20 protein-coding genes are annotated in these 24,015 nt (G+C 57.8%); 11 read left to right on the forward strand and 9 right to left on the reverse strand.

The window, feature by feature from the left end; translation table 11 throughout:
* Positions 1-263 precede the first annotated feature (263 nt).
* Complete coding sequence (locus tag DX909_RS07055; protein WP_128544446.1) at positions 264-3,662, forward strand: ThuA domain-containing protein; 3,399 nt, start codon at positions 264-266, stop codon at positions 3,660-3,662.
* Positions 3,663-3,997: 335 nt separating this feature from the next.
* On the forward strand, positions 3,998-4,672 hold the full coding sequence (locus tag DX909_RS07060; RefSeq protein ID WP_128544447.1) for a CPBP family glutamic-type intramembrane protease: 675 nt from the start codon (positions 3,998-4,000) through the stop codon (positions 4,670-4,672).
* A gap of 39 nt (positions 4,673-4,711) precedes the next feature.
* Here the strand turns inward: DX909_RS07060 and DX909_RS07065 are convergent, their stop codons facing one another.
* Together DX909_RS07065 and DX909_RS07070 are read right to left on the reverse strand one after the other, a co-directional pair.
* Entirely contained in the window at positions 4,712-5,077 is a 366-nt protein-coding gene (locus DX909_RS07065; protein WP_128544448.1) for a transmembrane 220 family protein, read from the reverse strand.
* A gap of 63 nt (positions 5,078-5,140) precedes the next feature.
* Positions 5,141-5,860 carry a tetratricopeptide repeat protein gene (locus DX909_RS07070; protein ID WP_229310975.1) on the reverse strand — a complete coding sequence of 240 codons (720 nt, stop codon included), beginning with the start codon at positions 5,858-5,860 and terminating at the stop codon, positions 5,141-5,143.
* 326 nt (positions 5,861-6,186) lie between these two features.
* On the opposite strand from DX909_RS07070, the gene fsa reads away from it, so the two are divergent.
* Both fsa and DX909_RS07080 read left to right on the forward strand, forming a co-directional pair.
* Positions 6,187-6,846 carry a fructose-6-phosphate aldolase gene (gene fsa / locus DX909_RS07075; protein WP_128544450.1) on the forward strand — a complete coding sequence of 220 codons (660 nt, stop codon included), beginning with the start codon at positions 6,187-6,189 and terminating at the stop codon, positions 6,844-6,846.
* Between the two features lie 6 nt (positions 6,847-6,852).
* Entirely contained in the window at positions 6,853-7,533 is a 681-nt protein-coding gene (locus DX909_RS07080; RefSeq protein ID WP_128544451.1) for a cell division ATP-binding protein FtsE, read from the forward strand.
* Positions 7,534-7,600: 67 nt separating this feature from the next.
* Here DX909_RS07080 and porX read toward each other — a convergent pair whose 3' ends face one another.
* The 3 genes from porX to kdsB form a co-directional block, all read right to left on the reverse strand.
* On the reverse strand, positions 7,601-9,157 hold the full coding sequence (gene porX / locus DX909_RS07085) for a T9SS response regulator signal transducer PorX (RefSeq protein WP_128544452.1): 1,557 nt from the start codon (positions 9,155-9,157) through the stop codon (positions 7,601-7,603).
* 108 nt (positions 9,158-9,265) lie between these two features.
* Complete coding sequence (locus DX909_RS07090) at positions 9,266-10,594, reverse strand: hypothetical protein (RefSeq protein WP_128544453.1); 1,329 nt, start codon at positions 10,592-10,594, stop codon at positions 9,266-9,268.
* Positions 10,595-10,639: 45 nt separating this feature from the next.
* Positions 10,640-11,404 carry a 3-deoxy-manno-octulosonate cytidylyltransferase gene (kdsB, locus tag DX909_RS07095; RefSeq protein ID WP_128544454.1) on the reverse strand — a complete coding sequence of 255 codons (765 nt, stop codon included), beginning with the start codon at positions 11,402-11,404 and terminating at the stop codon, positions 10,640-10,642.
* A 53-nt stretch (positions 11,405-11,457) separates the two neighbouring features.
* Here kdsB and DX909_RS07100 point away from each other — a divergent pair, with 53 nt between their 5' ends.
* The 6 genes from DX909_RS07100 (at position 11,458) to DX909_RS07125 (ending at position 16,242) form a co-directional block, all read left to right on the forward strand.
* Complete coding sequence (locus DX909_RS07100) at positions 11,458-12,306, forward strand: hypothetical protein (RefSeq protein ID WP_128544455.1); 849 nt, start codon at positions 11,458-11,460, stop codon at positions 12,304-12,306.
* A complete protein-coding gene (locus DX909_RS07105) occupies positions 12,303-13,379 on the forward strand; it encodes a LysM peptidoglycan-binding domain-containing protein (RefSeq protein WP_229310976.1) in 1,077 nt (358 codons plus the stop codon). The genes DX909_RS07100 and DX909_RS07105 overlap by 4 nt, the downstream gene beginning before the upstream one ends.
* A 110-nt stretch (positions 13,380-13,489) precedes the next feature.
* Positions 13,490-13,705: a hypothetical protein gene (locus tag DX909_RS07110; RefSeq protein WP_128544456.1), complete on the forward strand. Its 216-nt coding sequence runs from the start codon at positions 13,490-13,492 to the stop codon at positions 13,703-13,705.
* 3 nt (positions 13,706-13,708) lie between these two features.
* Positions 13,709-14,509, forward strand: a complete 801-nt coding sequence (locus DX909_RS07115; RefSeq protein WP_229310977.1) for a TIGR02757 family protein — start codon at positions 13,709-13,711, stop codon at positions 14,507-14,509.
* 34 nt (positions 14,510-14,543) lie between these two features.
* Entirely contained in the window at positions 14,544-15,494 is a 951-nt protein-coding gene (locus tag DX909_RS07120) for an aldose 1-epimerase (protein WP_128544457.1), read from the forward strand.
* A 157-nt stretch (positions 15,495-15,651) separates the two neighbouring features.
* Positions 15,652-16,242 (forward strand): hypothetical protein, encoded by a 591-nt coding sequence (locus tag DX909_RS07125; protein ID WP_128544458.1) that lies wholly within the window; start codon positions 15,652-15,654, stop codon positions 16,240-16,242.
* A 19-nt stretch (positions 16,243-16,261) separates the two neighbouring features.
* Here the strand turns inward: DX909_RS07125 and amaB are convergent, their stop codons facing one another.
* The 4 genes from amaB to DX909_RS07145 all read right to left on the reverse strand — a co-directional run bounded on the left by amaB (position 16,262) and on the right by DX909_RS07145 (position 21,932).
* Complete coding sequence (amaB, locus tag DX909_RS07130; RefSeq protein WP_128544459.1) at positions 16,262-17,788, reverse strand: L-piperidine-6-carboxylate dehydrogenase; 1,527 nt, start codon at positions 17,786-17,788, stop codon at positions 16,262-16,264.
* A gap of 80 nt (positions 17,789-17,868) precedes the next feature.
* Complete coding sequence (locus DX909_RS07135; RefSeq protein WP_128544460.1) at positions 17,869-18,360, reverse strand: Fur family transcriptional regulator; 492 nt, start codon at positions 18,358-18,360, stop codon at positions 17,869-17,871.
* Between the two features lies 1 nt (position 18,361).
* Complete coding sequence (locus DX909_RS07140; protein WP_128544461.1) at positions 18,362-19,534, reverse strand: PepSY-associated TM helix domain-containing protein; 1,173 nt, start codon at positions 19,532-19,534, stop codon at positions 18,362-18,364.
* Between the two features lie 16 nt (positions 19,535-19,550).
* Positions 19,551-21,932 (reverse strand): TonB-dependent receptor, encoded by a 2,382-nt coding sequence (locus tag DX909_RS07145; protein WP_128544462.1) that lies wholly within the window; start codon positions 21,930-21,932, stop codon positions 19,551-19,553.
* Between the two features lie 106 nt (positions 21,933-22,038).
* On the opposite strand from DX909_RS07145, the gene DX909_RS07150 reads away from it, so the two are divergent.
* Positions 22,039-23,979: a CocE/NonD family hydrolase gene (locus tag DX909_RS07150; protein ID WP_128544463.1), complete on the forward strand. Its 1,941-nt coding sequence runs from the start codon at positions 22,039-22,041 to the stop codon at positions 23,977-23,979.
* The last annotated feature ends 36 nt before the right edge of the window (positions 23,980-24,015 follow it).

A 24,015-nucleotide genomic window follows, 5' to 3' on the forward strand; every position in this document is an offset into this window, starting at 1 on the left:
ATAACCGATTGATTTTCTGAAAGTAAAGATAAGGTCTATGGAGAAGCGCCCGATTAAAGGCCACTTAAATCGGAAGGCCCGGCTACCAAAACCGGTTAAATTGGCATTAAATCGTCCGGATCCCGGACCTTACCCTTGCAATAGCGCCGGACGGTGTCGCTGGATTCGTCTTTTTTTGTATTTTTGAACCTTTGGAAAAGTCTATTTGAAGACCGAATCATTCAACGTTGTTTTCGGAAATTTCTGTAATCCAACTAACCTCTATGCTTTATTTTAAACCCAGACCCGGACTACGCTCCCGGGTGATCCTGAAGTGCCTGCTGGCGGGGTTCCTGGCGTTGTCGGCGGTTTCGCTCTACGCCCAGACGCCTGCCAAACGGGTATTAGTGTTCTCTAAAACAAAAGGTTTCCGTCATCAGTCGATCCCGGCCGGAAAAGTAGCCCTTATGAAACTGGGCCGGGAGAACGGTTTCGCGGTCGATACGACGGAAGACGCCGGAAAATTCACGGAAGCCAATCTGAAGCGCTATAACCTGGTTGTCTGGCTCAGTACGACCGGCGACGTGCTGGACGACACCCAGCAGGCGGCTTTTGAACGGTTCATTCAGGCCGGCGGGGGGTATGTCGGCATCCACGCGGCCGCCGACACCGAGTACGACTGGCCCTGGTACGGCAAGCTGGTGGGCGGCTATTTCGCCAGTCACCCCGGCAACCCCAACGTACAGGAAGGCGAAGCCTACGTGACCAATAAAAACCACGTTTCCATGTTCGGCTTCCCGGACCGCTGGAAGATCAAAGACGAGTTCTATGACTTCAAGAAGGTCAATCCGGAGGTCAACGTACTGGTCAAAATCGACGAGAAGACCTATAAGGAAGGAAAAATGGGTGATAACCACCCGATGTCGTGGTACCACGATTACGACGGCGGAAAAGCCTTCTATACCAACTTCGGCCACCCCGACGAAACCTTCACCAACCCGGTATACCTCAAGCACCTGATGGGCGGTATCCAGTATGCGATGGCCCCGAAACTGGATTATACCAAAGTGAAAACGCAGCCCTTCCCGGAAGAAAACCGCTTTATGAGGGATATTCTGGTCGAGAAACTCGACGAACCGACGGAACTGGTCGTGCTGGATAACGGCAAGGTGCTGCTCACCGAACGCAAGGGCGCCGTCAAACTCTGGGACCCGAAGAAGAAAACCAGCAAGCTGGTGGCCAACATGCCGGTATTCACCAAGTTCGAATACGGCCTGATGGGCGTCAACATCGACCCCAAGTTCAACGAGAACAAATGGCTGTATCTGTATTACTCACCGGTTTCGGGCGATACGGCCAACCGGCTGGTGCGCATCAAATACGATGACGTGCGCGATACGCTGCTCTTCAACACCGAGCAGACGATCATGACCGTGCCGGTGAAACGGACCGGCTGCTGCCATACGGGAGGCTCCATCGCCTGGGACAAAGCCGGCAACCTGTATCTGTCGACCGGTGACGATACCAACCCGTTCGAGTCCAAGGGCTTCAGCCCCTCCGACGACCGCCCGGGCCGCGAAGGCTGGAACGCCCTGACGACCTCCAGCAACACGATGGACCTGCGCGGTAAAATCCTGCGCATCAAACCCCGCGAAGACGGAAAATACGACATCCCGGCCGGTAACCTCTTCCCGGCAGGAACCGCCAACGCCCGGCCTGAAATCTACGTCATGGGCAACCGGAACCCCTACCGGATCTCGGTCGACCAGCGGACGGGCTTCCTGTACTGGGGCGAAGTCGGCCCCGATGCCGGTGAAAACAGCGAGCGCTTCGGTCCGCGCGGGCACGACGAGGTGAACCAGGCCCGCAAAGCCGGTTATTACGGCTGGCCGCTGTTCGTCGCCGACAACCGGCCTTACCGCCAGTTCAACTTCGCCGACAGCACCTCCGGCGCCTATTACGATCCGGCCAAACCGATCAACCCGTCGGAACGGATCAAGGGTCTCCGTGAACTGCCGCCGGCCCAGAAGGCTTTTATCTATTATCCGTATGCCGATTCGCCGGAGTTTGGTCCGATCGTCGGGAAAGGCGGCCGGAACGCCATGGCCGGTCCGGTCTACTACTATGACGATTATCCGGAAACGGCCGTGAAATTCCCGCGGCATTACGACGGCAAGTTCTTCTCCTACGACTGGATCCGGGATTACATCCACCCGGTGACCATGACGAAGGAAGGCGATTTCGTGAAGCTGGAAACCTTCATGCCCAGTTCGAAATTCAGCCACCCCATCGATATGCAGTTTGCGAAGGACGGGTCCTTATATATGCTCGAATACGGCCAGAACTGGTTCGCCCAGAACGACGACGCCCGGCTGACGCACATTACCTATAATGCCGGTAACCGAAAACCGCTGGCCATCGCCGGCGCCAGCAAAACCGTCGGAGCCGCTCCGCTCGCCGTGAAGTTCGACTCGAAAGGGTCGCTGGATTACGACGGCGATGCGGTCAGATATGAGTGGACTTTCGGAAAAGGGCTGCCCAAGAGCACCCAGGCCGCCCCGACCTTCACCTATGCGAAGCCGGGTGTTTACCATCCGGTGCTGAAAGTGACCGATGCCGCCGGAAACGTGTCGACGAAAACGCTCGAAATCAAGGTGGGCAACGAGGTTCCGAAAGTGGAGGTAGCCGTCAAGGGCAATAAAACGTTCTACTTCGACAACAAACCCGTCGAGTATGAGGTCAAAGTGGCCGATAAGGAAGACGGCAGCCTCTCGGCCGGGAAAATCAGCCCCGAAGACGTTACCATGACGATCGACTTCCTCCAGGGCTTCGACAAAACCGTGCTGGCTCAGGGCCACCAGGCCAATACCAGCTTCTCGACCGGCAAACGCCTGATCGAACTCAGCGACTGCAAGGCCTGCCACAGCATCGACAAGAAATCCATCGGACCGGCCTATCAGGCGGTGGCGGAACGCTATGCTAAAGAACGCCGTGCCGACATGGTGAACCGTCTGGCGAAGAAAGTCATCACCGGCGGTGGTGGCAACTGGGGTGAGCAGGCCATGAGCGCCCACCCGCAGCTGAAGGATGATGAAGCGAAGGAGATGGTCACGTACATCCTTTCCCTGGCCGACAAAAAACAGCCGAACCGGCAACCCCTGAAAGGTACCTATGTCGCCAAACCGAAGGAGAAAGACGGCTCCTACCTGTTCACCGCCAGCTACACCGACAAGGGCAGTACGGCCATCGGCCCGATGACAGGTTCGTCGACCATCGCCCTGCGCAGCGCCAGAGTTCCGGCTTCGACCTTCGATGAGGGAAAAAGCATTATGCGGTACAAAGGCCCGTCGGGTAGCGAACTGGCCATCGGCACGGAGAACAACGCCTTCATCGCCTTCAACGACATCGATCTGACCGACATCCGCAGCCTGACGGTGGGCGTTTTCGGCAGCTCGCAGTATACGGTCGGCGGCAAGCTGGAAGTGCGGCTCGGCTCCCCCACCGGCACCCTGATCGGAGAAGCCACTGTCGAAAACGGCTCGACGACGCCGGTGAACGTGACGCTCAAAAGCCCGGCCGACACCCGTCCGCAGAAGCTCTACTTCGTGTATATCAACCCGAATGCGGGCAGTAAACCGCTGTACGCCATCGACTGGGTTCAGTTCAACACCCAGGCCATGTAAGCCAATCCGGGTCGTCCGGTTCAACACCGTAAAGCCGGCAGGGATCTCCTGCCGGCTTTTTAATTGAGGAATAAGATTTTTTATCAATGAGCGGAAAATTCAAATACTTTTTATTTTTATTGTGCAAACAATGAAAAGACTTGTCTATTTTTATGATTTCCATTATCCCAAAACAAATTCTTTCTAAGGAAGAAGACTTGACTTTTTCTATGAGTCTGAAAGACCTGACCCTCGAAGAACTTCAAACGATTCAGGGAGGATACCGAAGCCCTTTGTTCAGGGCTTAAAAAGGTAAACGATCCCTTAGGTGATTTGATAACGGGAGAAATCAGACCATGAGAATTCCAGATTTTCTGACTGTTTCCAACGACCTGAAATCTTCGGAAGAAGGTACGCTTAGGAAGCTTAAAGAACTGATTATATGCCTCATTTTGCACTTCTCCCTAACGATCCTGATCGTAATTGCCTTATCTATACTGGATTTATGCCTCACCGATTTGTTTCATCGGGATTCGATCTTAAAATCTAGAATCACCACGAAGGAGACTTACCAGTATTATGGTCGCACCTATGGAATTTTTATTATTTCCATAGGTGCACCACTAATTGAAGAATTAGCTTTCCGGCTGATGCTTTCCTTAAAGAAATACCATGTTGCCCTTTCAGGGGCAATTTTGTTTTTCTTTCTCACCGGTCCTGTCTGGAAAGTAGATGATTTAAATTTCTATTTACTAAGACTTTTTACAAGCTTACTTATTTTTATTTTGTTGATCCGGACATGGAAAAGACTCTACCCTGGTCTTAATGAAATCGATCCTCGGTTGATAGTAATTATTTTGTCATCCGCATTATTTGGAGGAGTTCATATTTTTAACTTCTCTCCTTTACAAAGTCAGCTACTGTATTTGTATCCGTTATATGTCTTTCCTCAAATCCTTTTTGGGATCATCTTAAGCATAATGCGGTTACGAAACGGATTCTTTGGAGTTTTTTACTTCATGCCCTCGTAAATTTTTCCTCCATCGTTCATACCTTTATTTGAGGAGTGTCTACAACCTCCGCCGGCCCGCCGGGACCACGTTCCGCATCAGGAACGCGAGCGTAAACATGGCCGCTGCGCAGATCGCCAGACCGCCCGACTCCCGGGCCAGTTCGATGTTGACCGTTTTCATGCTCATTTCGTCCAGCAGAAAGCCTTCAAAAACCGGCGGCCACCAGTAGACGGCGGCCACAAGGTACACCAGCCCCATGGCGGCAAAAAACCAGGGGCGGCCCATGCCGACATAGGCCATGAAGCTGGCTGCGGCCCCGAACAGATAGATCGGAATCCAGACCTCCGGGTCCGGGTCGTTGTATTGAAAGGCCGCAAAAAGAATAAAAAGCAGGGCAAAAACAATGGAAAGGGTTCTACGCATGACGGTCCTGGGTTTAGTTGAATTCAGCACGCTCCGGAAGTTACGTATATTCCCGATATGACGCTATTTCCCGCAGTATTCCTGAATATACGCTTCGGCCTCACCGTAGCCGAGCTTCAGAGCCTGTTTCAGACTCAGACAGCCGTCTTCCCGCCGGTCCATCATGATCTGCGTGACGCCCATCGCGTTGAAGGCCTTGCCGAAACGCGGATCCAGCCGGACCGTTTGGGTGAAGTCGGTCAGTGCCTGTTCGTATTCTTCCTGCTGGAACCGGATGTTGCCGCGATTGAACAGGGCGAGGGCGTTTTTGGGGTTCAGCCGGATCGCCTTGTCGAAGTCGGACAGGGCCGACACGAGGTTGCCGGAAGTAGCGAAAAGCTGGCCCCGGTCGAGGTAGATGTCCGAGGTGTCGGGCGCCCGGCGGATGGCTTCGGCAAAATCCTTCAGAGCGCCTTCCGTGTCTCCTTTCGCGGTTTTCAGCTTGGCGCGGTTGTAATACGGCTTGTAGAATTCCGGGTTCAGTTTGAGCGCCTGCTCATAATCGAGCAGCGCGTTGGGGTATTCCTTCAGTTCGAAATAAGCCACCCCCCGGCTATTGAAGGCTTCGAAATTGCCGGCATCGGCCTCCACGGCTGCGTTCAGCGACTGGATGGCCTCCCGGAATTTGCCCTGCCGCATCAGGCCCCGCCCCTGCTCCAGGCTTTCCTCCGAAGAAGTACAGGCCTGAATAAACAGTAGGCTGAAAAGAATCAGTTTGAAAAAAACGGTCAGGGATTCCCTCACCGGTAAAACCGCGTAAGGTCCTGCCCCCTTTGCATTTATCGTCAACTTATTCATACTCGTTACGTGAAAACTCCACAAAAGTAGGCCCCCCGTTTTTATTTTCCTTCACAAATCCATAATTTCGCAGCGGCAAACAGGCACTACCAGCTCCTGCTGAATCCCCCAGGTCTTGACCGAAGCAAGGGTAGGCGGTCGTAGCGGTGAGATGTCGGTTTGCCATTTTTTATTTTATACCGGCGGAGTTTCGGGATATTCCTGATCCGCTGCTTATTTTTGAGGCAGAGGATTCGGATCCATTCATTTGTGTAATCACCCCATCTTTCTAAATGAAATTCTTCATCGATACCGCCAACCTCAACGACATCCGCGAAGCGCAGGACCTGGGCGTTCTGGATGGCGTGACCACCAACCCCTCCCTGATGGCGAAGGAAGGAATTACCGGAAAAGAAGGCGTATTTCGGCATTATAAGGCCATCTGTGACATCGTCGACGGCGACGTCAGCGCCGAAGTCATCGCCACCACCTTCGACGAGATGGTTCGGGAAGGCGAGGAACTGGCCGAGATCGACGACAAGATCGTCGTGAAGGTTCCGATGATCCGGGAAGGTATCAAAGCCATCAATTATTTCTCCGAAAAAGGCATCAAAACGAACTGCACGCTGGTCTTTTCGGCCGGTCAGGCGCTGCTGGCGGCCAAAGCCGGGGCTACCTACGTGTCGCCGTTCGTAGGCCGTCTCGACGACGTTTCCGTCGACGGCGTTGCCCTCATCGAGCAGATCGTCACCATTTACCGGAATTACGGCTATGCCACCCAGGTACTGGCCGCGTCGATTCGCCACCCGATGCACATCATCCAGTGCGCCGAGCTGGGGGCCGACGTCATGACCGGCCCGCTGAGCGCCATCACGGCTCTCTTCAACCACCCGCTGACCGACATCGGACTGGCCAAATTCCTGGCCGACCACAAGAAAGCCGGAACGAAATAAGCCGATATGTTCACGAACGAACCCGTTCTGTCACTGAGCCAGGCCGACATCTACCAGGGAGGTCGGATCGTGCTGGCCGATGTGACGTTTGACATCAATAAGGAAGATTTTGTGTTCCTGATCGGCCGGACGGGAAGCGGCAAGAGTTCACTGCTCAAAACCCTTTACGCCGACCTCTGGCTCCAGTCGGGGTCCGGGCGGGTCGCCGGTTTTGCGCTCGAAAAACTCAAACCCAAAGACGTGCCCTACCTCCGCCGGAAAATCGGGATCGTCTTTCAGGACTTTCAGCTGTTCATGGACCGGAATGTCGAGGAAAACCTGCGGTTCGTACTGAAGGCCACCGGCTGGAAAGACCAGACCAAGATGAAAAACCGCATCTCCGAGGTCCTGATGCAGGTAGGTCTGGGAACCCTCCATAAAAAAATGCCCCACCAGCTTTCAGGGGGAGAGCAGCAGCGCGTCGTGGTGGCCCGGGCCATGCTGAACGAACCGATGATCCTGATCGCCGATGAACCGACCGGAAACCTCGACCCGGCCGTAGGTGAACAGATTATGCAGGTGTTCCAGACCATCAACAACTCCGGCACCGCCATCCTGATGGCTACCCACAACTACGATTTTCTGCGGAAATACCCTGCCCGCATCCTGCGCGTCGAAGACGGCAAAGTTACCGAGCAGGGACTTTAGGAGGACATCAACGAAAAAGCCGGAACCCGTTCAGTTGAGACGGTTCCGGCTTTCTCGTTTTCCGGCTTTATTTCGCCCGCATATAGACGAACGGAATCACCATTTCTTCGAGCGAAACGCCCCCGTGCTGGAACGTATCCCGGTAATAGTTCACGTAGTAATTATAGTTATTGGGATACGCGAAGAAATAATCCTCCATAGTAAAAACGTAGGCCGTCGAAACGTTGATCCGGGGCAGGAAGAACCGTTCCGGCTTCCGGCAGACGAACAGGTGGTTTTCGTCGAAGCCCAGGTTCTTGCCCTGTTTGTAGCGCAGGTTGGTGTTGGTTTCGCGGTAGCCGACGATCTTGGCGGGTTTCTGCACCCGGATCATGCCGTGGTCGGTGGTGATGATCAGCCGGCCGCCTTTCTCGGCGATCTTCCGGACCAGCTCCAGCAGCGGGGAGTGGTTGAACCAGGAGCGCGTGATCGACCGGTAGGCGGCCTCATCGGGGGCCAGTTCCTTGATCATCGCCATGTCCGTCCGGGCGTGGGAAAGCATATCGACAAAGTTGTAAACGATCACGTTCAGATCGTTTTGCATCAGGTTGCTGAAGTTATCGACGAGTTGTTTACCTTGGTTGATATTCAGGATCTTGTTGTACGAGGAGCGGATGTTCAGCCGGCTCCGTTCGATCTGCCGCTTCAGAAACTGGTCTTCGTTATTGTTCAGCCCTTCCTCGTCGTTTTCGTCGTTCACCCAAAGGTCCGGGTGGTTTTTCTCCATCTCGCTGGGCAGCATCCCCGAGAAGATGGCGTTCCGGGCAAAGGCGGTAGTCGTCGGCAGAATCGAGTAGTATGACGACTCTTCCTCCACGGCGAAAAACTCCGTCAGCACCGGTTCGATCACCTTCCACTGGTCATAGCGCAGGTTGTCGACCAGGATGAAAAACAGCGGGTTGTTCTGCTCCACCAGCGGGAACACCTTCTTCCGCATCAGCTGATGCGACATCAGCGGCTTGTCGGCTTTGGGGTCGTTGAGCCAGTCTTCGTAATTGTCCACCACGAACTTGCAGAAGGTGGCATTAGCCTCGCTTTTCTGCATGTTGAAAACCTCGACCATGCTGCGGTCCTGAGCGCCGTCCAGCTCCAGCTCCCAGAAAATGAGCCGTTTATAAATATCCGCCCACTCCTCGAAATCGATGCGGTCGTTGTATTGCATCGACAGGTTGCGGAAGTCCTGCTGGTAGCCCAGGTTGGTTCGTTCCGTCACGAGTCGCTTGTTGTCCAGAATTTTCTTGACCGAGAGCAGAATCTGGTTCGGGTTCAGCGGTTTAATCAGATAGTCGGCGATCTTGGACCCGATGGCTTCTTCCATGATGTGTTCCTCCTCGCTCTTAGTGATCATCACCACGGGGAGGTTCGGCCGCATCTGCTTGATCTGCTGAAGCGTTTCGAGCCCGGTCATTCCCGGCATCATCTCGTCCAGGAAAACCAGGTCGTATTTCTCCTGTTCCACTTTCTCCAGCGCATCGGCCCCGCTATTGACGGGCGTGACCGCGTAGCCTTTGTTTTTCAGGAACAAAATATGCGGCTTCAGCAGGTCGATTTCGTCATCGGCCCACAGGATGGAATAATTCTGCATGGTGGTCTATTTTAAGAATGTAATAACTACGGACTATCTTTTCTTCAAACCGATAACGCCCTAAACTGTTTGTGCGGTTCGATTTTAACAGTTTTTATGAGTTCTCATTTACTCGGTAACCGGCTTCATCGACCCACTAAAATCCGTATAATCAGCGCCATACGTGCTAAATTCGGTATAAAAAAGCCGGATCGGCCCACCCCCGACGGGTGGATACGGACGAGCCAGTTTCCGGTCGGAAGCGGTCAGAACGGTCTGCCGGTAGGCGGAATCTCCCGCTGGTTTTTCATACCGTTCCAGGGTCGTGGCGGTGTTGTCCGACCTGCGCCGGGCCAGGTAAAACACCTCCTCATACGCCGGGGTCGGAAAGGCCATGCCGGGCAGGTAATTGGCCTCCGGTTTATAGCCGATCCGCGGCCCGGCCAGACCGAAGCTTTCAGACACCCAGACCGCCTTTTCCGGATCGAACCGCAGCAGCTTGTAGGTGGCCGAATCCGGTGACGAAACCGACCAGTCGGCGTAAGCCACGGCCGGCGGCAGCGGTCCCGACCGTACATAGAACAGCCTTCTCGATTCGCCCGGCACCCCGGCCAGCAAGGGCGTCAGGGCAGCCTCCGAAACCGGCATTCCGACCGACGTAAAGATATTGCCGGAAAGACCCGGTGTCACCGGGGATCGGACCTCACCCGTCACTGCGTCGATCTCGAAGTAATGCAGGTCATGGGCCTGCGCGGCCGGATTGAACGAGGTGCAGACCCGGATGACCTGGTTTCCGGTCGTCGGGTAGGCGTCGGCGGTGCTGAGATAAGCCTGCTTCCCGTTTCCGTTGAAAATCACGCGGAAGGGTCGGGTCACCTCCAGCCGGCCGGTGGCCTGATCGACCCGAAAGGTCGTTATGCCCCAGTTGCTGTTGCCCGAGCGGCTGAAAACCAGGAAGGTGTCCTGCGCGGTGTCGCTTTCGGCCCTCAGCCGGTGCAGCTGGGTGTAGGAAGCCGGGGCGCCGAGGTCGATGGAGGTTTCCGGCTCCCATTCGCCGGTATCCCCCGAGCGACCGCCCACCCGAAGCCGGATGAGCCGGTCGGCGTTGTGGTTCGTCCAGGCCACGACGGCCCGTCGCCCGTCGGCCGCCCACAACGCGGGACAGCAGTGATCGTCGACGATGGCCCGTCCGACGACCGTTCGCCTGACCTTACCGGTCTCCTGAGCGTATTCGCAGGCCAGAATATCGCCGTTCCGGGCAATGGCCCCCGCCACCGTTCGGGGATAGGGGATCCGGAGGGAAACGGCGATGGGATGCTGCCACCATTCAGCCACGGCATCTTCGAAAACCGCTGGTGAAACCGGCGCCGGAGGTTGGGCAGTGGACAGCGGCCGGTCCGGCGTCTGGGCCGTGGCCGACAGGGAAAGGGATAAAAGGAAGAATAACGCCTTTTTCATGCGGGGATTTCAAACGGAAAACTTAGTCCGGAATGCGGGCCGGTTTCAGGACTCGGGCCAGAGGGTTCCGTCCGCGCGGTGCCGTTCCAGCAGCCGTTCGAGGTCTTCGGGCGTGTCGATCCCGTAGCTGTCCATGTCGGTGACTACGCATTTGATGCGGTAACCGTTTTCCAGCCAGCGCAGCTGCTCCAGCGCTTCGGCTTTTTCCAGCAGGGAGGGCGGCAGGCGGGTAATTTTTCCGAGCACGTCGGACCGGTAGGCATAGATTCCGATGTGTTTGTAGAAGGTATGGTGTTCCAGCCAGTTCTCCGTAGGAACGTCCCGCAGATACGGGATGGTCTGCCGGCTGAAATACAGCGCTTCCGAAAGGTCGTTCAAAACCACCTTCGGGGTGGAGGTGCTGGTCAGCAGGGCGGGGTCGGTGATGGGTTTGACCAGCGTCGCCAGGGCGGTTTTTCCGTCGAGGGCCGAGGCCAGCAGGTCAATCTGTTCGGGTTTGATGAACGGCTCGTCGCCCTGGATGTTGATGACGTAGTCGACCGAACCGCCCACCTGTTCGAGGGCTTCGAAACAGCGGTCGGTTCCGCTGCGGTGGTCGGCCGAGGTCATCACCACCTCACCCCCGAACGACCGGACATGGTCGGCGATGGCTTCGTGGTCGGTGGCGACGATCACCCGGCTGAGGGCGGTCGCCTTCCGCGACTGTTCCACCACCCGCCGGATCATCGATTTTCCGGCAATCCCGGCCAGCGCTTTGGCATGAAAACGAGTCGATGCATAGCGGGCCGGGATAATTCCAAGAATCTGCATGGCTGGTTCTGCTAATTTTGGCGCAAGATACAGTCTCTTAACGAATACACGATATGCCCGGTTTGACACCTGCTTTCGAGCATTGTTTTCCCTTTCCGATCTGGCGGCTGGTTTTCGGGCCGTCGGGTCCGGCCGGCGGGCAGGTCACCGCCGAACTTCGGAACGGCACCGATCCGGCGCTTTTTCTCTCCACGCTGGACCTGCCCGAAGGCCGTCCGGTGGCCGAGGTAAAAGCCGAACTTCCTTTCCATGCCTCACTGCAGGCCGTCCGGAACGGCCTGGGTCTCTACCACCGGTTCGACAACAGCCGGCTGCCCGTCCCGACCGCCATCGGGGCCCTCGACCTCCGGACCGGAAAACCGCTGTGGGAGTGGCCGGGGCACATTCTGGTCGGGGCCGATGCGGAAACCGTCCGCGCCCGACGTACGTCCGTGACCGATACCGGGCTGATGCCGGTGGTGGGCTTCCGGCTGTCGGATGGGTCGCCGGTGGAAGCCCCCGTAAATTTCCCGGAAAACGACAATTCCGGACTCCGGTTTCCCGTTTCTTACACGGAATCCAACGTGTACCGGCCGGTGATCGATCGGTTCGTTAAAAAACTGACCGAACACTCACCCTTCGGAATAATAGATTACCTGGAAGTTGCCGATAAAATTATTATTTCGTATTATTTTCACGAAAATAACCATCAGTTACGCTCGTATCTGTTGATTACCGACCGCCAACAAACGATCTGGTTGCACCAGCGGACCGCCCCTTTTACCGACCCGGCCCGGACCACCTCCGGGACTCAGAATCCGCCGTCCGAAAGCAGCGGAAATTTCTGCATCTGGCACGACCAGATTATTTTCCAGCAATCCCAATCCTGTATACGCAGTTATTATCTGAAGCATACGCCATGAAGCGACTGATGTCGGTAATTCTCGCTGGTCTCCTGACCAGTTTTATTTCCAAAGCCCACCCCCTGCTCCCGGACTCCCTCGGCATGGAGAAAAAAGACGGCCGGCTCTACGTGCTCCACCGCGTCGAACAGGGGCAGACCCTGTTTTCCCTCGTCCGGAAATACGGCGCCCCGGTGCAGGCCATCCGTGACGCCAATCCGGGGATGACCGACAATGTCCGCTACGATCAGGTCGTCCGGGTGCCGGTGACCAACCTGTCGCGGAAGGAAGAAAAAGCCGTTACCAAAGCCATTAAAAAAGAAGAAAAGGAACAGAAGCGGGAAGAACGAGAAGTGAGGGCGGAAACCGTCCGGGAAGCCAACAGCGGCATCCACCAGGTGGAACCCGGCCAGACCCTCTATAGCCTTGCCGTCCGCTACGGCGTGTCGCAGGACGACATTCGCAAGTGGAACAACCTTTCCATGGATCATATCGTCAGCGGGCAGGCGCTGATCGTTTCCGAAAAGGCGTGGCGGGTACGCGAGCCGCTCGCCAAACCCACGGCCCCGCTGGCCAAACCGACCGAAACCGCCCACCGCTCCGACCCGCCCTCCGAAACCGCCCGGCCTTCCCGTTCGGACTCGCCCAAAACCGAGCGGCCGGCGCCCCCACGCACGCTCCCGGCCCGCGAGAAGGAAGAAGCCGAACGGCCTGCCGAGACCGAACGCGCACCGGCCGAAGCCGCCAATACCGCCCCTTCCGAACCCCGCATCATCCGCCCGGGCGACACCGGCCCGCTGCCGAACCCGGGGGCCAATGCGCGCCGGGTTTCGGAAATCGGGCTGGCGGAAGTCATCGACGAAACCGACAACTCGAACAAATACCTGGCCCTCCACCGGAGCGCACCCGTCGGCACGCTGGTGCTGGTCCGCAACGACCGCAACCAGCAGTCGATCTGGGTGAAGGTGATCGGAAGGCTGCCCGATACGAGCATCAACGATAAGGTAATCGTAAAAATCTCCGCCCGCGCCTTTGAGAAACTTTCTCCCGCCGACCGACGTTTTCGGGCAGAGGTCAGCTATCTGGCGGAATAATTGAATTGATGAATGATAGAGTTGTTGAATGACTGAATGAGCGCTGCCGATTTTGGACTGCGGAGCTTCATTCGATTATTCAACAATTCAACAACTCAACAATTAAAACTATGAACGAATCTAAAGCGGAGCGGATTGCCCGGCGGCACCGGGAACGGGATGAGAGGATGAAGGCGACGCCGGGTTATAAGGTCTGGAGTGCCGTTTTTACCGTCAGTTATCCCATTATCGCGCTGTTCACGGCGCTGTTTTCCGTCATTGTCTCCATCTTTTCCAGAATTTCTCAGGCGGCCGTGTGGCTGTTGAGTGGGGGCAAAATCAAGTAAATCGTGATTGACCGGCCGAACGGCTTTTCCCGGCAGGAGCTTGCCGACCTGCTGAACTCCCGAGCCGGGCAGTACAACCGTCCCGCATTTATCGAAAAAGATCCCATCAGCATCCCGCACCGGTTCAGCCGTCGGCAGGATGTCGAGATCATGGGCTTCTGGGCGGCCGTGCTGGCCTGGGGGCAGCGGCCGGTCATCCTGAACAAAGCCGACGAACTGATCCGGCTCATGGACGGTGCGCCGTATGACTTCGTGCGGAACCACCAGGAATCCGACCTCAGGCGGTTTCTGGCCTTCAGACACCGGACCTTCAACGCCACCGACGCGCTCTATTTTCTACATTTCTTTCACGGGTATTTCCGGAACCACGAATCGCTCGAAGACGCCTTTCTGCCGGAATCCGGTGATCTGACGGCGGCTCCGGACGTACAGCCGGCGCTCGAAGCCTTTCATGACCGGTTCTGCTGCGACCCGTTTTTCCCGGAACGGACCCGCAAGCACATTGCCACCCCGGCCCGCAATTCCTCCTGTAAACGCCTGAATATGTTTCTGCGGTGGATGGTCCGGCACGACGACCGGGGTGTCGACTTTGGTCTCTGGACGCGCATCCGCCCCAGTCAGCTCATCATGCCCATCGACGTGCATGTGGGGCGGGTGGCCCGCAAACTCGGCCTGCTGACCCGACCCCAGACCGACTGGAAAGCCGCCGTCGAACTGACCGAAACCCTCCGGCAATTCGACCCGGCCGACCCCGTTCGCTACGATTTTGCGCTTTTTGGACTGGGGGTAGAAGGCGAAATGTAACTTTGTGATTCCATCACAAACCGCAACCTGTTTCATGGCATTCCAGCTTCTCCACCGCCCGTTCGGCCTGCTGACCGAATATGTGATCCTGAATGAAAAAACCGGCGCCTACGTCGGTATTCTTCCCGCCCACGGGGCCATCGTCCGGCAACTGGCTTTACCCCACGGCGACAACCTGGTTCAGGTCATCCGGGCGCCGGAGTCGCAGCAGGCCCTGATTGCCGACGAAACCTACGCCGGTGCGCACCTGTACCCCTTTCCGAGCCGAATCCGACACGGCATCTATACCTTTGAAGGTGAGGCTTTTACTCTTCCCATGAATGAGTCCAGGCAGAACAATGCCATCCATGGGTTTGTCGCCCGGCAGGCATTCGAATTGTTCAACCAGGAGATGACCGAAACCGCCGGTTTGCTGACCCTCCGTTACCTGCACGACGGCTCGTATGAAGGCTACCCTTTTCCGTTTGAATTCCGGGTGACCTATACGCTGTCCGAAGCGGGTTCTCTGTCGGTGACGTATGAATCCCAGAACACCGGTACACGCCCCGCTCCGGTCGCCTACGGCTGGCACCCCTATTTTACGCTTCAGGAACCGGTCGACGCGCTGACGATCAGCCTGCCGGTATCCAAACAGATCCTGCTCGACGAAAACGTGCTGCCCTACGGGGAAGAAATGTTCCCCTCCAGGGGAGAAATCTCGTTGCGGGAAAGAAATCTGGATTCGGCGTATGTGGTTCAGGGCAGCCCTGAAGGCGGAGCCACCACGGTCCTGCGGTCGCCCCGGTTGGGCCTTCAGCTGAACGTCTGGCAGGAAACCGGCCCGGGCAAGTTCAACTATCTCGTGGTGTATACCCCGCCCGGCCGCAGCAGCATCGCCATCGAGCCGCTGACGGCCAACGTCAACGCCTTCAACAACGGCCAGGGCCTGATCGTCCTGCAACCGAACGAGGTGGCCCGGGGTACCATCCGGGTCAGCCTTAGCTAATGCAACCGGGCCGGGAATCCGTTAATCATTCCCGGCTTTCTTCCCTTTTTCTCCACGCTTACTAACTTTTCCCGGCAATTCCGCCCTTGCGACCGGCGGCCGTCAAGGTCTTTTTGGTAGATTTATCGCCTGGTTATCATTCTATCCACCGACCTTTATGAATCCGTTCTTCAGGGGAGTGCGCGGGAGTACCCGGCTCCTCCGAAACCCGACCGATGAGCTGCGGATCGCCGGGCTGTTTTCAGCGATCCACTTCCTGCTCTATCTGTTTTTCCATGAGATGGCCCGACGGGTCGGTCTTCACTTCGACGACAAACTGGCCACATCCCTCCATTTCCTGACTGCCGTTCCCATTTACCTCGGGATGGGCCGGCTGGCGGGCTTGTCCGGCAGTGCGTCCGTCTGGTGGACCTCCCGGGCGGTTCTGGTCCTGCTTGGGCTTCACACGCTGCTTTATGTTTCGGAAAACGGCAGCGTCTGGGTATTCAGGCTGTACCTTTTCGCCGGTATCCTGTACGGCCTGACGGTTCTGGCCCTGGTTCGGAAAACCGGCGCTCCGGCGGTCTTTACCGGCCTGCTGATCCTGCTGCTGTTTGCCTGCCGACTGATTCTGCTCGAAGCCTACAGCAACGGCCGGTATTATCTCCACCTGGGCAGTATGATTCTGCTTAGCTGCGCATACCTCATCTGGTTTTACCGGGCGGCCCGCGAACTGGAAGGCCGGAAAACGACCGATGTTAACCCCTGAGTCGAGGTGGGCATCGGGCCTACAGTTCAAATTTGATGCCCTGCGCCAGGGGCAGGGCCGTGCCGTAATTGATGGTATTGGTCTGACGGCGCATATAAGCCCGCCAGGCGTCGGAGCCGGATTCGCGGCCCCCGCCCGACTCTTTCTCTCCCCCGAACGCCCCGCCGATTTCCGCCCCCGAGGTGCCGATGTTGACGTTGGCGATGCCGCAGTCGGAACCGGCCGCCGACAGAAACTGCTCGGCCTCGCGCAGATTCAGGGTAAAAATCGAGGACGATAAACCCTGCGGCACACCGTTCTGCAGGTCGATGGCTTCTTCCAGGGTGGCGTATTTCATGAGGTAAAGGATCGGCGCAAAGGTTTCGTGCTGAACGATCTCGGTCTGGGCCGGCATTTCGGCGATGGCCGGTCGCACGTAGCAGCCCGATCCGAAGCCGGGGCCTTCCAGCACTTCACCGTCGATCAGCATCCGGCCGCCCTGCTCCTTGATTTTAAACAGGGCCGACTGGTAGGCGGCCACCGCATCCCGGTCGATAAGCGGGCCGACGTGTACCTTTTCGTCCAGCGGGTTGCCGATCCTGAGCTGCCCGTACGCCCTGACCAGCCGTTGTTTCACGTCCTCGTAGATGGACTCATGGATGATGAGCCGGCGGGTAGAGGTGCAGCGCTGCCCCGCCGTCCCGACCGCCCCGAAAACGATGGCCGGAATCGCCACGTTCAGGTCGGCATGGGAGGAGACGATGATGGCGTTATTGCCGCCGAGTTCGAGCAGATACCGCCCCAGGCGCCCGGCCACCGTCCGGGCGACGACCTTGCCCATGCGGGTCGAACCGGTCGCCGACACGAGCGCGATCCGCGGGTCCGTGCAGAGCCAGGAGCCGGCTTCGCTTCCGCCGGTGATCAGGCAGGAAACGCCCTCCGGCAAGTCGTTCTGCACCAGCACGTCCAGGATGATCTGCTGGCAGGCCAGGGCCGTCAGCGGTGTTTTTTCGGAGGGTTTCCAGATGCAGACGTTGCCGCATACCCAGGCGATCATGGCATTCCAGGACCAGACCGCCACCGGGAAGTTGAAGGCCGATATGATGCCGACCACCCCGAGCGGATGCCATTGTTCATACATCCGGTGGTCCGGTCGCTCGCTTTGCATCGTCAGGCCGTACAGCTGCCGCGACAGACCGACGGCAAAGTCGCAGATGTCGATGATTTCCTGGACCTCGCCCAGCCCCTCCTGGAGCGACTTGCCCATTTCGTAGCTGACCAGCGTGCCGAGCTCCTTTTTATAGCGACGGAACTGCTCGCCGATCTGCCGGACCATCTCCCCGCGCCGGGGAGCCGGTATCGTTCGCCATTCGGCAAACGCTTTTTCGGCGGTCTGCACCACCTTATCGTAATCGTCCCGCGTCGTCGGGTGAACCCGGGCCATCAGTTCGCCGTCCACCGGCGAATGCGTATCGATCAGTTCTTCCGTTGAGTGCCAGAACGCCTGTCCGGTGCTGGTCCCGGACACGACCGGCTGAGTTTTCAGTTTCTGAAGGAATTGCTGCATAGTCGGTTGCTGTTACCCGCTGCAATTCTACGAACTTTTACCGGAACGACGGACAGGACCCCGGTTCCGGGGAAGGCAACCTACTCACTGGTCTTCATGGCTTCCGCCACCTCCCGGCAGTCGCCGTCCTGACACTCTCCGTAGAATACCAGCGAGTGAGCCTCGATCTGGAATTCGAAGGCGTCGCCCACCTGGGTTTTGATCAGTTGCAGACGCGGGTCGCAGAATTCCTTCACGCGGTGGCAAATGGTGCAGATCAGGTGACCGTGCTGCTGCCGGCGCAGTGATTTTTCGAACCGGGTCCGGGTTTTGTCGTCCTCCCCGAACCGGTGGCGCAGCACCAGATTGCAGTCGGCCAGCACGTCGAGGGTGTTGTAAACCGTCGCCCGGCTCAGGTGGTAATTTTTGGCGATCATGGCCTGAAAAAGGTCCTCGGCGTCGAAGTGGTCGTCCCGGGAATAGACTTCTTCCAGGATGGCAAAGCGTTCGGCAGACCGGCGCAGGCCCCGGCCCTGAAGCTGTTCTTCCAGCCGGGCGCGCGCAATGTCGAGGAGAGATCGGGACTCGTTCATATCAGGGGGCGGTGACCGCTTTTTTACGTGAACCGGGTGTTTTGGGCCGGGCGGCTTTCGTCTTCTTCCGACGGCCCCACCAGATCAGAAATCCGGTGACGGGAAGGCTCGCACAGACCAGACTGGCGCAGAAGGCCAGAATCTTGCCGGGCAGGCCCAGCACCGCGCCGATGTGCAGGTCGTAGTTCATCCGGCGCAGGCGGTCGCCGAAACCGGCGTCGGCGTATTTGCCGTCATACGGCCCGCCGGTGTGAATCCGGCGCAGGCTGTGCTGGTCGAAATAATAGTAATCAGCCTGGTAATAGGTCCCCGGCTTGTAGTTGACGTAGGCGAAAATCGATTCCGACCGCAGCTCCGGGCTGGACACATAAATTCCGGCGGTTTCCGGCTTACCGACCATAAGCCGCTGCCAGACCCGGTCGACGGGGTCCGTATACCGGGAAACGGCGGTGGTGTCCGAATACGGCTGCCGGTATTCGGGCAGGGTTTTGCCGCCGGTCGTGGCCCAGTATACCGCCCCCGAAAACCACTGAATGCCGAACAGCATACCGGTCAGGGCCAGCAGCAGGGAAATGATCAGGGCGTAAAATCCGGGAACATTATGCAGGTCGTAGTTGACCCGGCGCCACTGGGCTTTCCACTTCACCCTGAAGCTTTTATCACGCTGGGACCGGTTCCATTTCTTCGGCCACCACAGCACCAGGCCGCTGATGAGCAGCAGTGTAAACACCAGCGTTCCGTAGGAAACCACGACCTGCCCGATCCGTTCGGGAAGCCAGAGGTAATAATGCCCGTGCAGGATAAAATGGAAGAAATCCTTCTCCTCATCCACCACCTGAAGGACCTTGCCGGTATACGGATTCAGGTAGACCTGGTAATAATAATCAGGGGCAACGCCGTAATACGGCACGACGGCACTCTGGCCGGGGCTGCCGTAGATTACCGCCCGGGCCGGTTTTCCCGGTACGGCCCGCCCGGCGCCGGCGATCAGCCGCGAGGGCGGCAGCACTTTCCCGCCGGCGACCGGCTCCACATACTGAAAAGGACGCAGAACGCTCTTGATTTCCCGCTCAAAGGCCAGGATGCAGCCCGTCGTCGCCACCACGAACACCAGCAGCCCGGACGCCAGTCCGAGCCACAGGTGAATTTTTCCGATCATCTTTTTTGCCGTCATCGTCCTCGTCTCGGTTTCAGAATCTGACACCCATGCTCAGGCGGAAATTGCGCGGAGCTTCAGCCTGCCAGTAGTAATAGTTGCTCCAGGAATAAAAGGCCCCGGAATAGAGGTAAGCATCGAACAGGTTATTGACATTCAGGGCGATGGAAAAGCGCCGGTTCTGCCAGGAGATGGTCCCGTCGGCCCGGAAATAATCCGGCAGTTTGCTGGCGGTGCCGGCGGTCAGGCCCCAGGGCTGGCGTTCAAGCTGGCCCTGGTAGCCCAGCGAGAGGCCGAGGCCCTGCAGCGGGCCGGACGCAAGCCGGTAGGAAAGCCAGGCGTTGGTGACGTGCTTCGCAAAACCCGGAACGGGCGTTCCGACGTTTTCCGACTGCGTATCCTTCGTGATCTTCGAGTCGGTATAGGCGTAGTTGAGAACGAGGTTCATGCCCGGCAGAATCTGGCCCTGCACGTCGGCTTCCACCCCGCTCGTCCGGGTCTGGCCCAGTTGGATGGAGTAGTTCGGGTTGGCCGGATCGGAGGTCAGGACGTTGTTTTTGGTGATCTGGTAGACCGAAACCGTCGAGTTCCAGCGTCCTTCGGCCCAATCGCGCTTCAGTCCGGCTTCGAGGTTGTTCCCGGTGATGGGGTCGAAGGCCCGGCCGCGGGCATCGACGCCGGACTGCGGCACAAACGCCTGATCATACAGGGCGTAGAGGGAGGTGTGTTTATCCAGCGAGCCGCTGAGACCAACGCGGGGGGTGAATACCGTCTCATCCGTTCCGGCGCCGTACTGGCTGTCGCGGGCGGTGGTGATGCGGCCGGCCAGCGTCAACCGGATGCGGTCCTGCCAGAAGCGCAGTTCGTCCTGAAGGTAGAGCCCGGAATAGGACTGGCTCAGCACGTTCGTTCCGGCCCGGTTCTGAAGGCTCCGCGAGCGGTCGAAGTTCGGCAGCAGCCGGGCGGGCAGGTAATAGTTCGGATTGTTGATGTTGAACACCGTCGTGCTGTCGTAGAGCGGGAACGACTGGTTCCAGTCGGCGATGTATTTCTTGCTGCCCAGGTCCAGCCCGGCCAGGATGCGGTGGGTGACCGACCCGGTGACGACCTCTCCGTTCACGAAGACCTGTGCAAACTTGCCTTCGTTGAAGGCATCCCAGATGCTGGTGTTGCGGTACAGAACCCCGCCGGTCCGGGCCGAATCGGCCCACATCGAACTGCCTATCTGGTTGTAGTTGAAATAGGCCAGCTGGCCCGTCAGTTTCCAGTTGTCGGCGAGCTGGTGTTCCAGGATCACGTAGGTGCTGTGGTCACGGATGTTGGTGGGGTCAAGGTTGGCCGGGGCGGTCGAGACGTTGCGCGGGGCTTTGGCGAAACCGTCGGCCGAGAACACGTAGGCGGAACCGATGGCCGACATCTGCGAAAACTGATACGTGTATTCGAACGTCAGCGAGGTCTGGTCGCTGAGCTTATACTTCAGAACGGGGGCGATCGTATACCGCTTGTTGTATTCGAAATCCCGGAACGAGCCTTTCCACTGCCCCATCAGATTCAGCCGGTACAGCAGGCGGCCGTCGTCGCTGAGTTTGCCGTCGAGGTCGGTGGTGGCGCGGTAGGTGTCGAAGCTGCCCAGCGAGAGTGTGGCCTCCCCTTTCGTGGTGCCGGTCGGCTTTTTGGTGACGACGTTGTAAAAACCGCTCGGTTCTCCGTTCGCCATCATGAACCCCGCCGGCCCTTTGACAAACTCGATCCGCTCGACCATCGACATATCCTCGGCCAGCGGGCCCCAGCTCGACTGCACGTTCATGCCGTTCCGGAACGGTGCCACCCGCGAACCGCGCATGTTCAGCCGGGCGTAGTTATCCCAATGTTCCTGTTTGGTTACCCCGCTCACGTTCCGCGAGACGCCCTCCAGCATATCGAAGATCTGCTGATCGGCCAGCAATTGCCGGTTCACGATCTGGATGTTCTGCGGCACCTCGATCAGCGGGGTTTTCAGCCGGAGGCTGGAGGAGGCAATGTCGGTTTTGTAGGCGTTTTTCCCTTCAATGACCACTTCCTGAAGCTGTTCGGCGGTTTCATTCAGCGTCAGGTCGCCCAATTGGGTGGTTTCGCCCGGCGTAACGGTCACGGCCTGCCGAAGCCGGACGAAACCCACGCGGCTGGCGACCAGCGTGTGCGTTCCGGCCGGAACGTTGGCGAGGGTGAACTGACCCTGGTCGTCGGTTAGGGTGCCGAGACGGGTGCCGGAAAGGCGAATGGTGACGCTGGAGAGGGGGCCGGCACCGGCGACCACCCGGCCCGTCAGACGGCCTGTGGTTTGCGCAAAGGCGGCTCCGAAAAAGAACCCGGTGAAAAGAAACAGGAGAAAAAACCTCCAAAGCGACTGACGGACTGGTATATAGGCTGTATCCATGTTATTTATTTAGACTAATTCTACATTGCAAAAGTAGAGTCTGTCGTCATCAGTCCAAACTATTTCTTAAAAAATTTTGCTAAGTTTCGTCAAATCGCCTTCCCTTATGAAAAAAAGCCTTTTTACTCTTTTAAATGTCCTGTGGCCCTTCCTTGATCTGGCACAGGGATCCGGCTCATCGGGGGACTTCGTCCGGCAGACCTATCAGAAGTATGAGTATAAAATCCCGATGCGGGACGGCACGAAGCTTCATACGGCGGTATACGTACCGAAAGATGCGTCCGAAAGCCGGACCTATCCGCTGCTGATGCAGCGGACGTGCTACAGCGTGGCGCCCTACGGCCCGGATCAGTATCCGGCGAAGGTAGGGCCGTCGGAAACCCTGATGCGGGAGAAATACATCTTCGTTTATCAGGACGTGCGGGGCCGGTATCTGTCGGAAGGCACTTGGACGAACATGACACCCAATCTCCCCGATCCGGGCCCTTCGGCCGCGCTGAACAAGAAAAGTGCGGTTGCTACGACCCCGGCCGGCTCTCCCGACGAAAGCTCCGACACTTACGATACCATCGACTGGCTCCTGAAGAATGTGAAGTTTCATAACGGCCGGGTCGGACAGTGGGGTATCTCCTATCCGGGTTTCTACACGATCGCGGGTGCCCTCGACGCCCATCCGGCCCTGAAGGCCTCCTCCCCCCAGGCGCCGGTCGCGGACTTCTATTTCGACGACTTCCACCACAACGGCGCGTTCATTCAGGCGTATCTTTTCACCTATCCGGTGTTCGGTATCCAGCACCCCAAACCGACGACGGACGCCTGGTTCATGCCGGCCATGATCCAGACCGGGACGAAAGACGGCTTTCAGTGGCATTATGACCTCGGGCCGCTGAAGAATGCCGACCGGTATTACAAGGACAATTTCTTCTGGCAGGAAACCGTCAATCATCCCAATTATGACCAGTTCTGGCAGAAACGCAGCATCGTTCCGCACCTGAACGGGGTCCGACACGCCATCATGACGGTTGGGGGCTGGTTTGACGCCGAGGACCTCTACGGCCCGCTGACCATTTACAAAACGCTCGAAAAAAACAACCCCGGCACCTATAACACGCTGGTCATGGGGCCGTTCGGACACGGGCGGTGGTCGGTGGAAACCGGGCATACCCTCCACAGCAACGTATATTTCGGCGACAGCATCGCCACGTTTTACCAGCGCAACATCGAAGCCCGGTTTTTCAACCATTTCCTGAAAGGCCCCGGCGACGGCAAAACCGGCTTGCCGGAAGCCTACCTGTTCGATACCGGCCGCAAGGAATGGAAAACCTTTGAAAAGTGGCCGGCAAAAGAAGCCCAGCCCCTGCGGTTGACCCTGCAACCCGGGGGAAAACTGATCCGGTCGGACCAGACGGTGCGGGAGACCCCCGAAACCGGCTTCTCCGAGTTCGTCAGTGACCCCCTGAAACCGGTACCCTACACAGAGGACGTTACGACCACGACGGGTTTCACGCCCTTCAACTATATGTCGGAGGATCAGCGGTTTGCGGCCCGGCGCCCCGACGTGCTGGTCTTTCAGACGGAGCCGCTGACGCAAGACCTGACACTGGGCGGGGAAATTACCGCCCGGCTAATGGTCAGCACCACCGGGACGGATGCGGACTGGGTCGTGAAGCTGATCGACGTCTACCCGCCCGACGAACCGGACCATCCGTATCTGCCCAACAAGAACATTACCCTCGGCAACTACCAGCAGATGGTGCGCTCGGAAGCGATGCGCGGACGCTTCCGCAAGTCGTTTTCAAACCCCGAACCCTTCCGGCCCGGCAGCCAGACTCAGGTTAATTTCCGGCTGCAGGATGTGCTGCACACCTTTAAAAAAGGCCACCGGGTGATGATTCAGGTCCAGAGTACCTGGTTCCCGCTCATCGACCGCAACCCGCAGAAGTACGTCGAGAACATCTTCAAAGCGGAAGCATCGGATTTTCAGAAAGCCACCCACCGGGTATACGGTACCTCGACCATCGAAGTTCAGACCCTGCCCAATCCCTGACGACCGGGAGCGGTCGGGCCGTCCGGAAGAACCCGT

The organism is Larkinella soli (assembly GCF_003703975.1).
Lineage (GTDB): Bacteria > Bacteroidota > Bacteroidia > Cytophagales > Spirosomataceae > Larkinella > Larkinella soli.

Coding starts and splice junctions, on each gene's coding strand:
- DX909_RS07055 (WP_128544446.1), top strand. CDS start 264: ATGCTTTATTTTAAACCCAGACCCGGACTACGCTCCCGGGTGATCCTG.
- DX909_RS07060 (WP_128544447.1), top strand. CDS start 3,998: ATGAGAATTCCAGATTTTCTGACTGTTTCCAACGACCTGAAATCTTCG.
- DX909_RS07065 (WP_128544448.1), bottom strand. CDS start 5,077: ATGCGTAGAACCCTTTCCATTGTTTTTGCCCTGCTTTTTATTCTTTTT.
- fsa (WP_128544450.1), top strand. CDS start 6,187: ATGAAATTCTTCATCGATACCGCCAACCTCAACGACATCCGCGAAGCG.
- DX909_RS07080 (WP_128544451.1), top strand. CDS start 6,853: ATGTTCACGAACGAACCCGTTCTGTCACTGAGCCAGGCCGACATCTAC.
- porX (WP_128544452.1), bottom strand. CDS start 9,157: ATGCAGAATTATTCCATCCTGTGGGCCGATGACGAAATCGACCTGCTG.
- DX909_RS07090 (WP_128544453.1), bottom strand. CDS start 10,594: ATGAAAAAGGCGTTATTCTTCCTTTTATCCCTTTCCCTGTCGGCCACG.
- kdsB (WP_128544454.1), bottom strand. CDS start 11,404: ATGCAGATTCTTGGAATTATCCCGGCCCGCTATGCATCGACTCGTTTT.
- DX909_RS07100 (WP_128544455.1), top strand. CDS start 11,458: ATGCCCGGTTTGACACCTGCTTTCGAGCATTGTTTTCCCTTTCCGATC.
- DX909_RS07105 (WP_229310976.1), top strand. CDS start 12,303: ATGAAGCGACTGATGTCGGTAATTCTCGCTGGTCTCCTGACCAGTTTT.
- DX909_RS07110 (WP_128544456.1), top strand. CDS start 13,490: ATGAACGAATCTAAAGCGGAGCGGATTGCCCGGCGGCACCGGGAACGG.
- DX909_RS07120 (WP_128544457.1), top strand. CDS start 14,544: ATGGCATTCCAGCTTCTCCACCGCCCGTTCGGCCTGCTGACCGAATAT.
- DX909_RS07125 (WP_128544458.1), top strand. CDS start 15,652: ATGAATCCGTTCTTCAGGGGAGTGCGCGGGAGTACCCGGCTCCTCCGA.
- amaB (WP_128544459.1), bottom strand. CDS start 17,788: ATGCAGCAATTCCTTCAGAAACTGAAAACTCAGCCGGTCGTGTCCGGG.
- DX909_RS07135 (WP_128544460.1), bottom strand. CDS start 18,360: ATGAACGAGTCCCGATCTCTCCTCGACATTGCGCGCGCCCGGCTGGAA.
- DX909_RS07140 (WP_128544461.1), bottom strand. CDS start 19,534: ATGACGGCAAAAAAGATGATCGGAAAAATTCACCTGTGGCTCGGACTG.
- DX909_RS07145 (WP_128544462.1), bottom strand. CDS start 21,932: ATGGATACAGCCTATATACCAGTCCGTCAGTCGCTTTGGAGGTTTTTT.
- DX909_RS07150 (WP_128544463.1), top strand. CDS start 22,039: ATGAAAAAAAGCCTTTTTACTCTTTTAAATGTCCTGTGGCCCTTCCTT.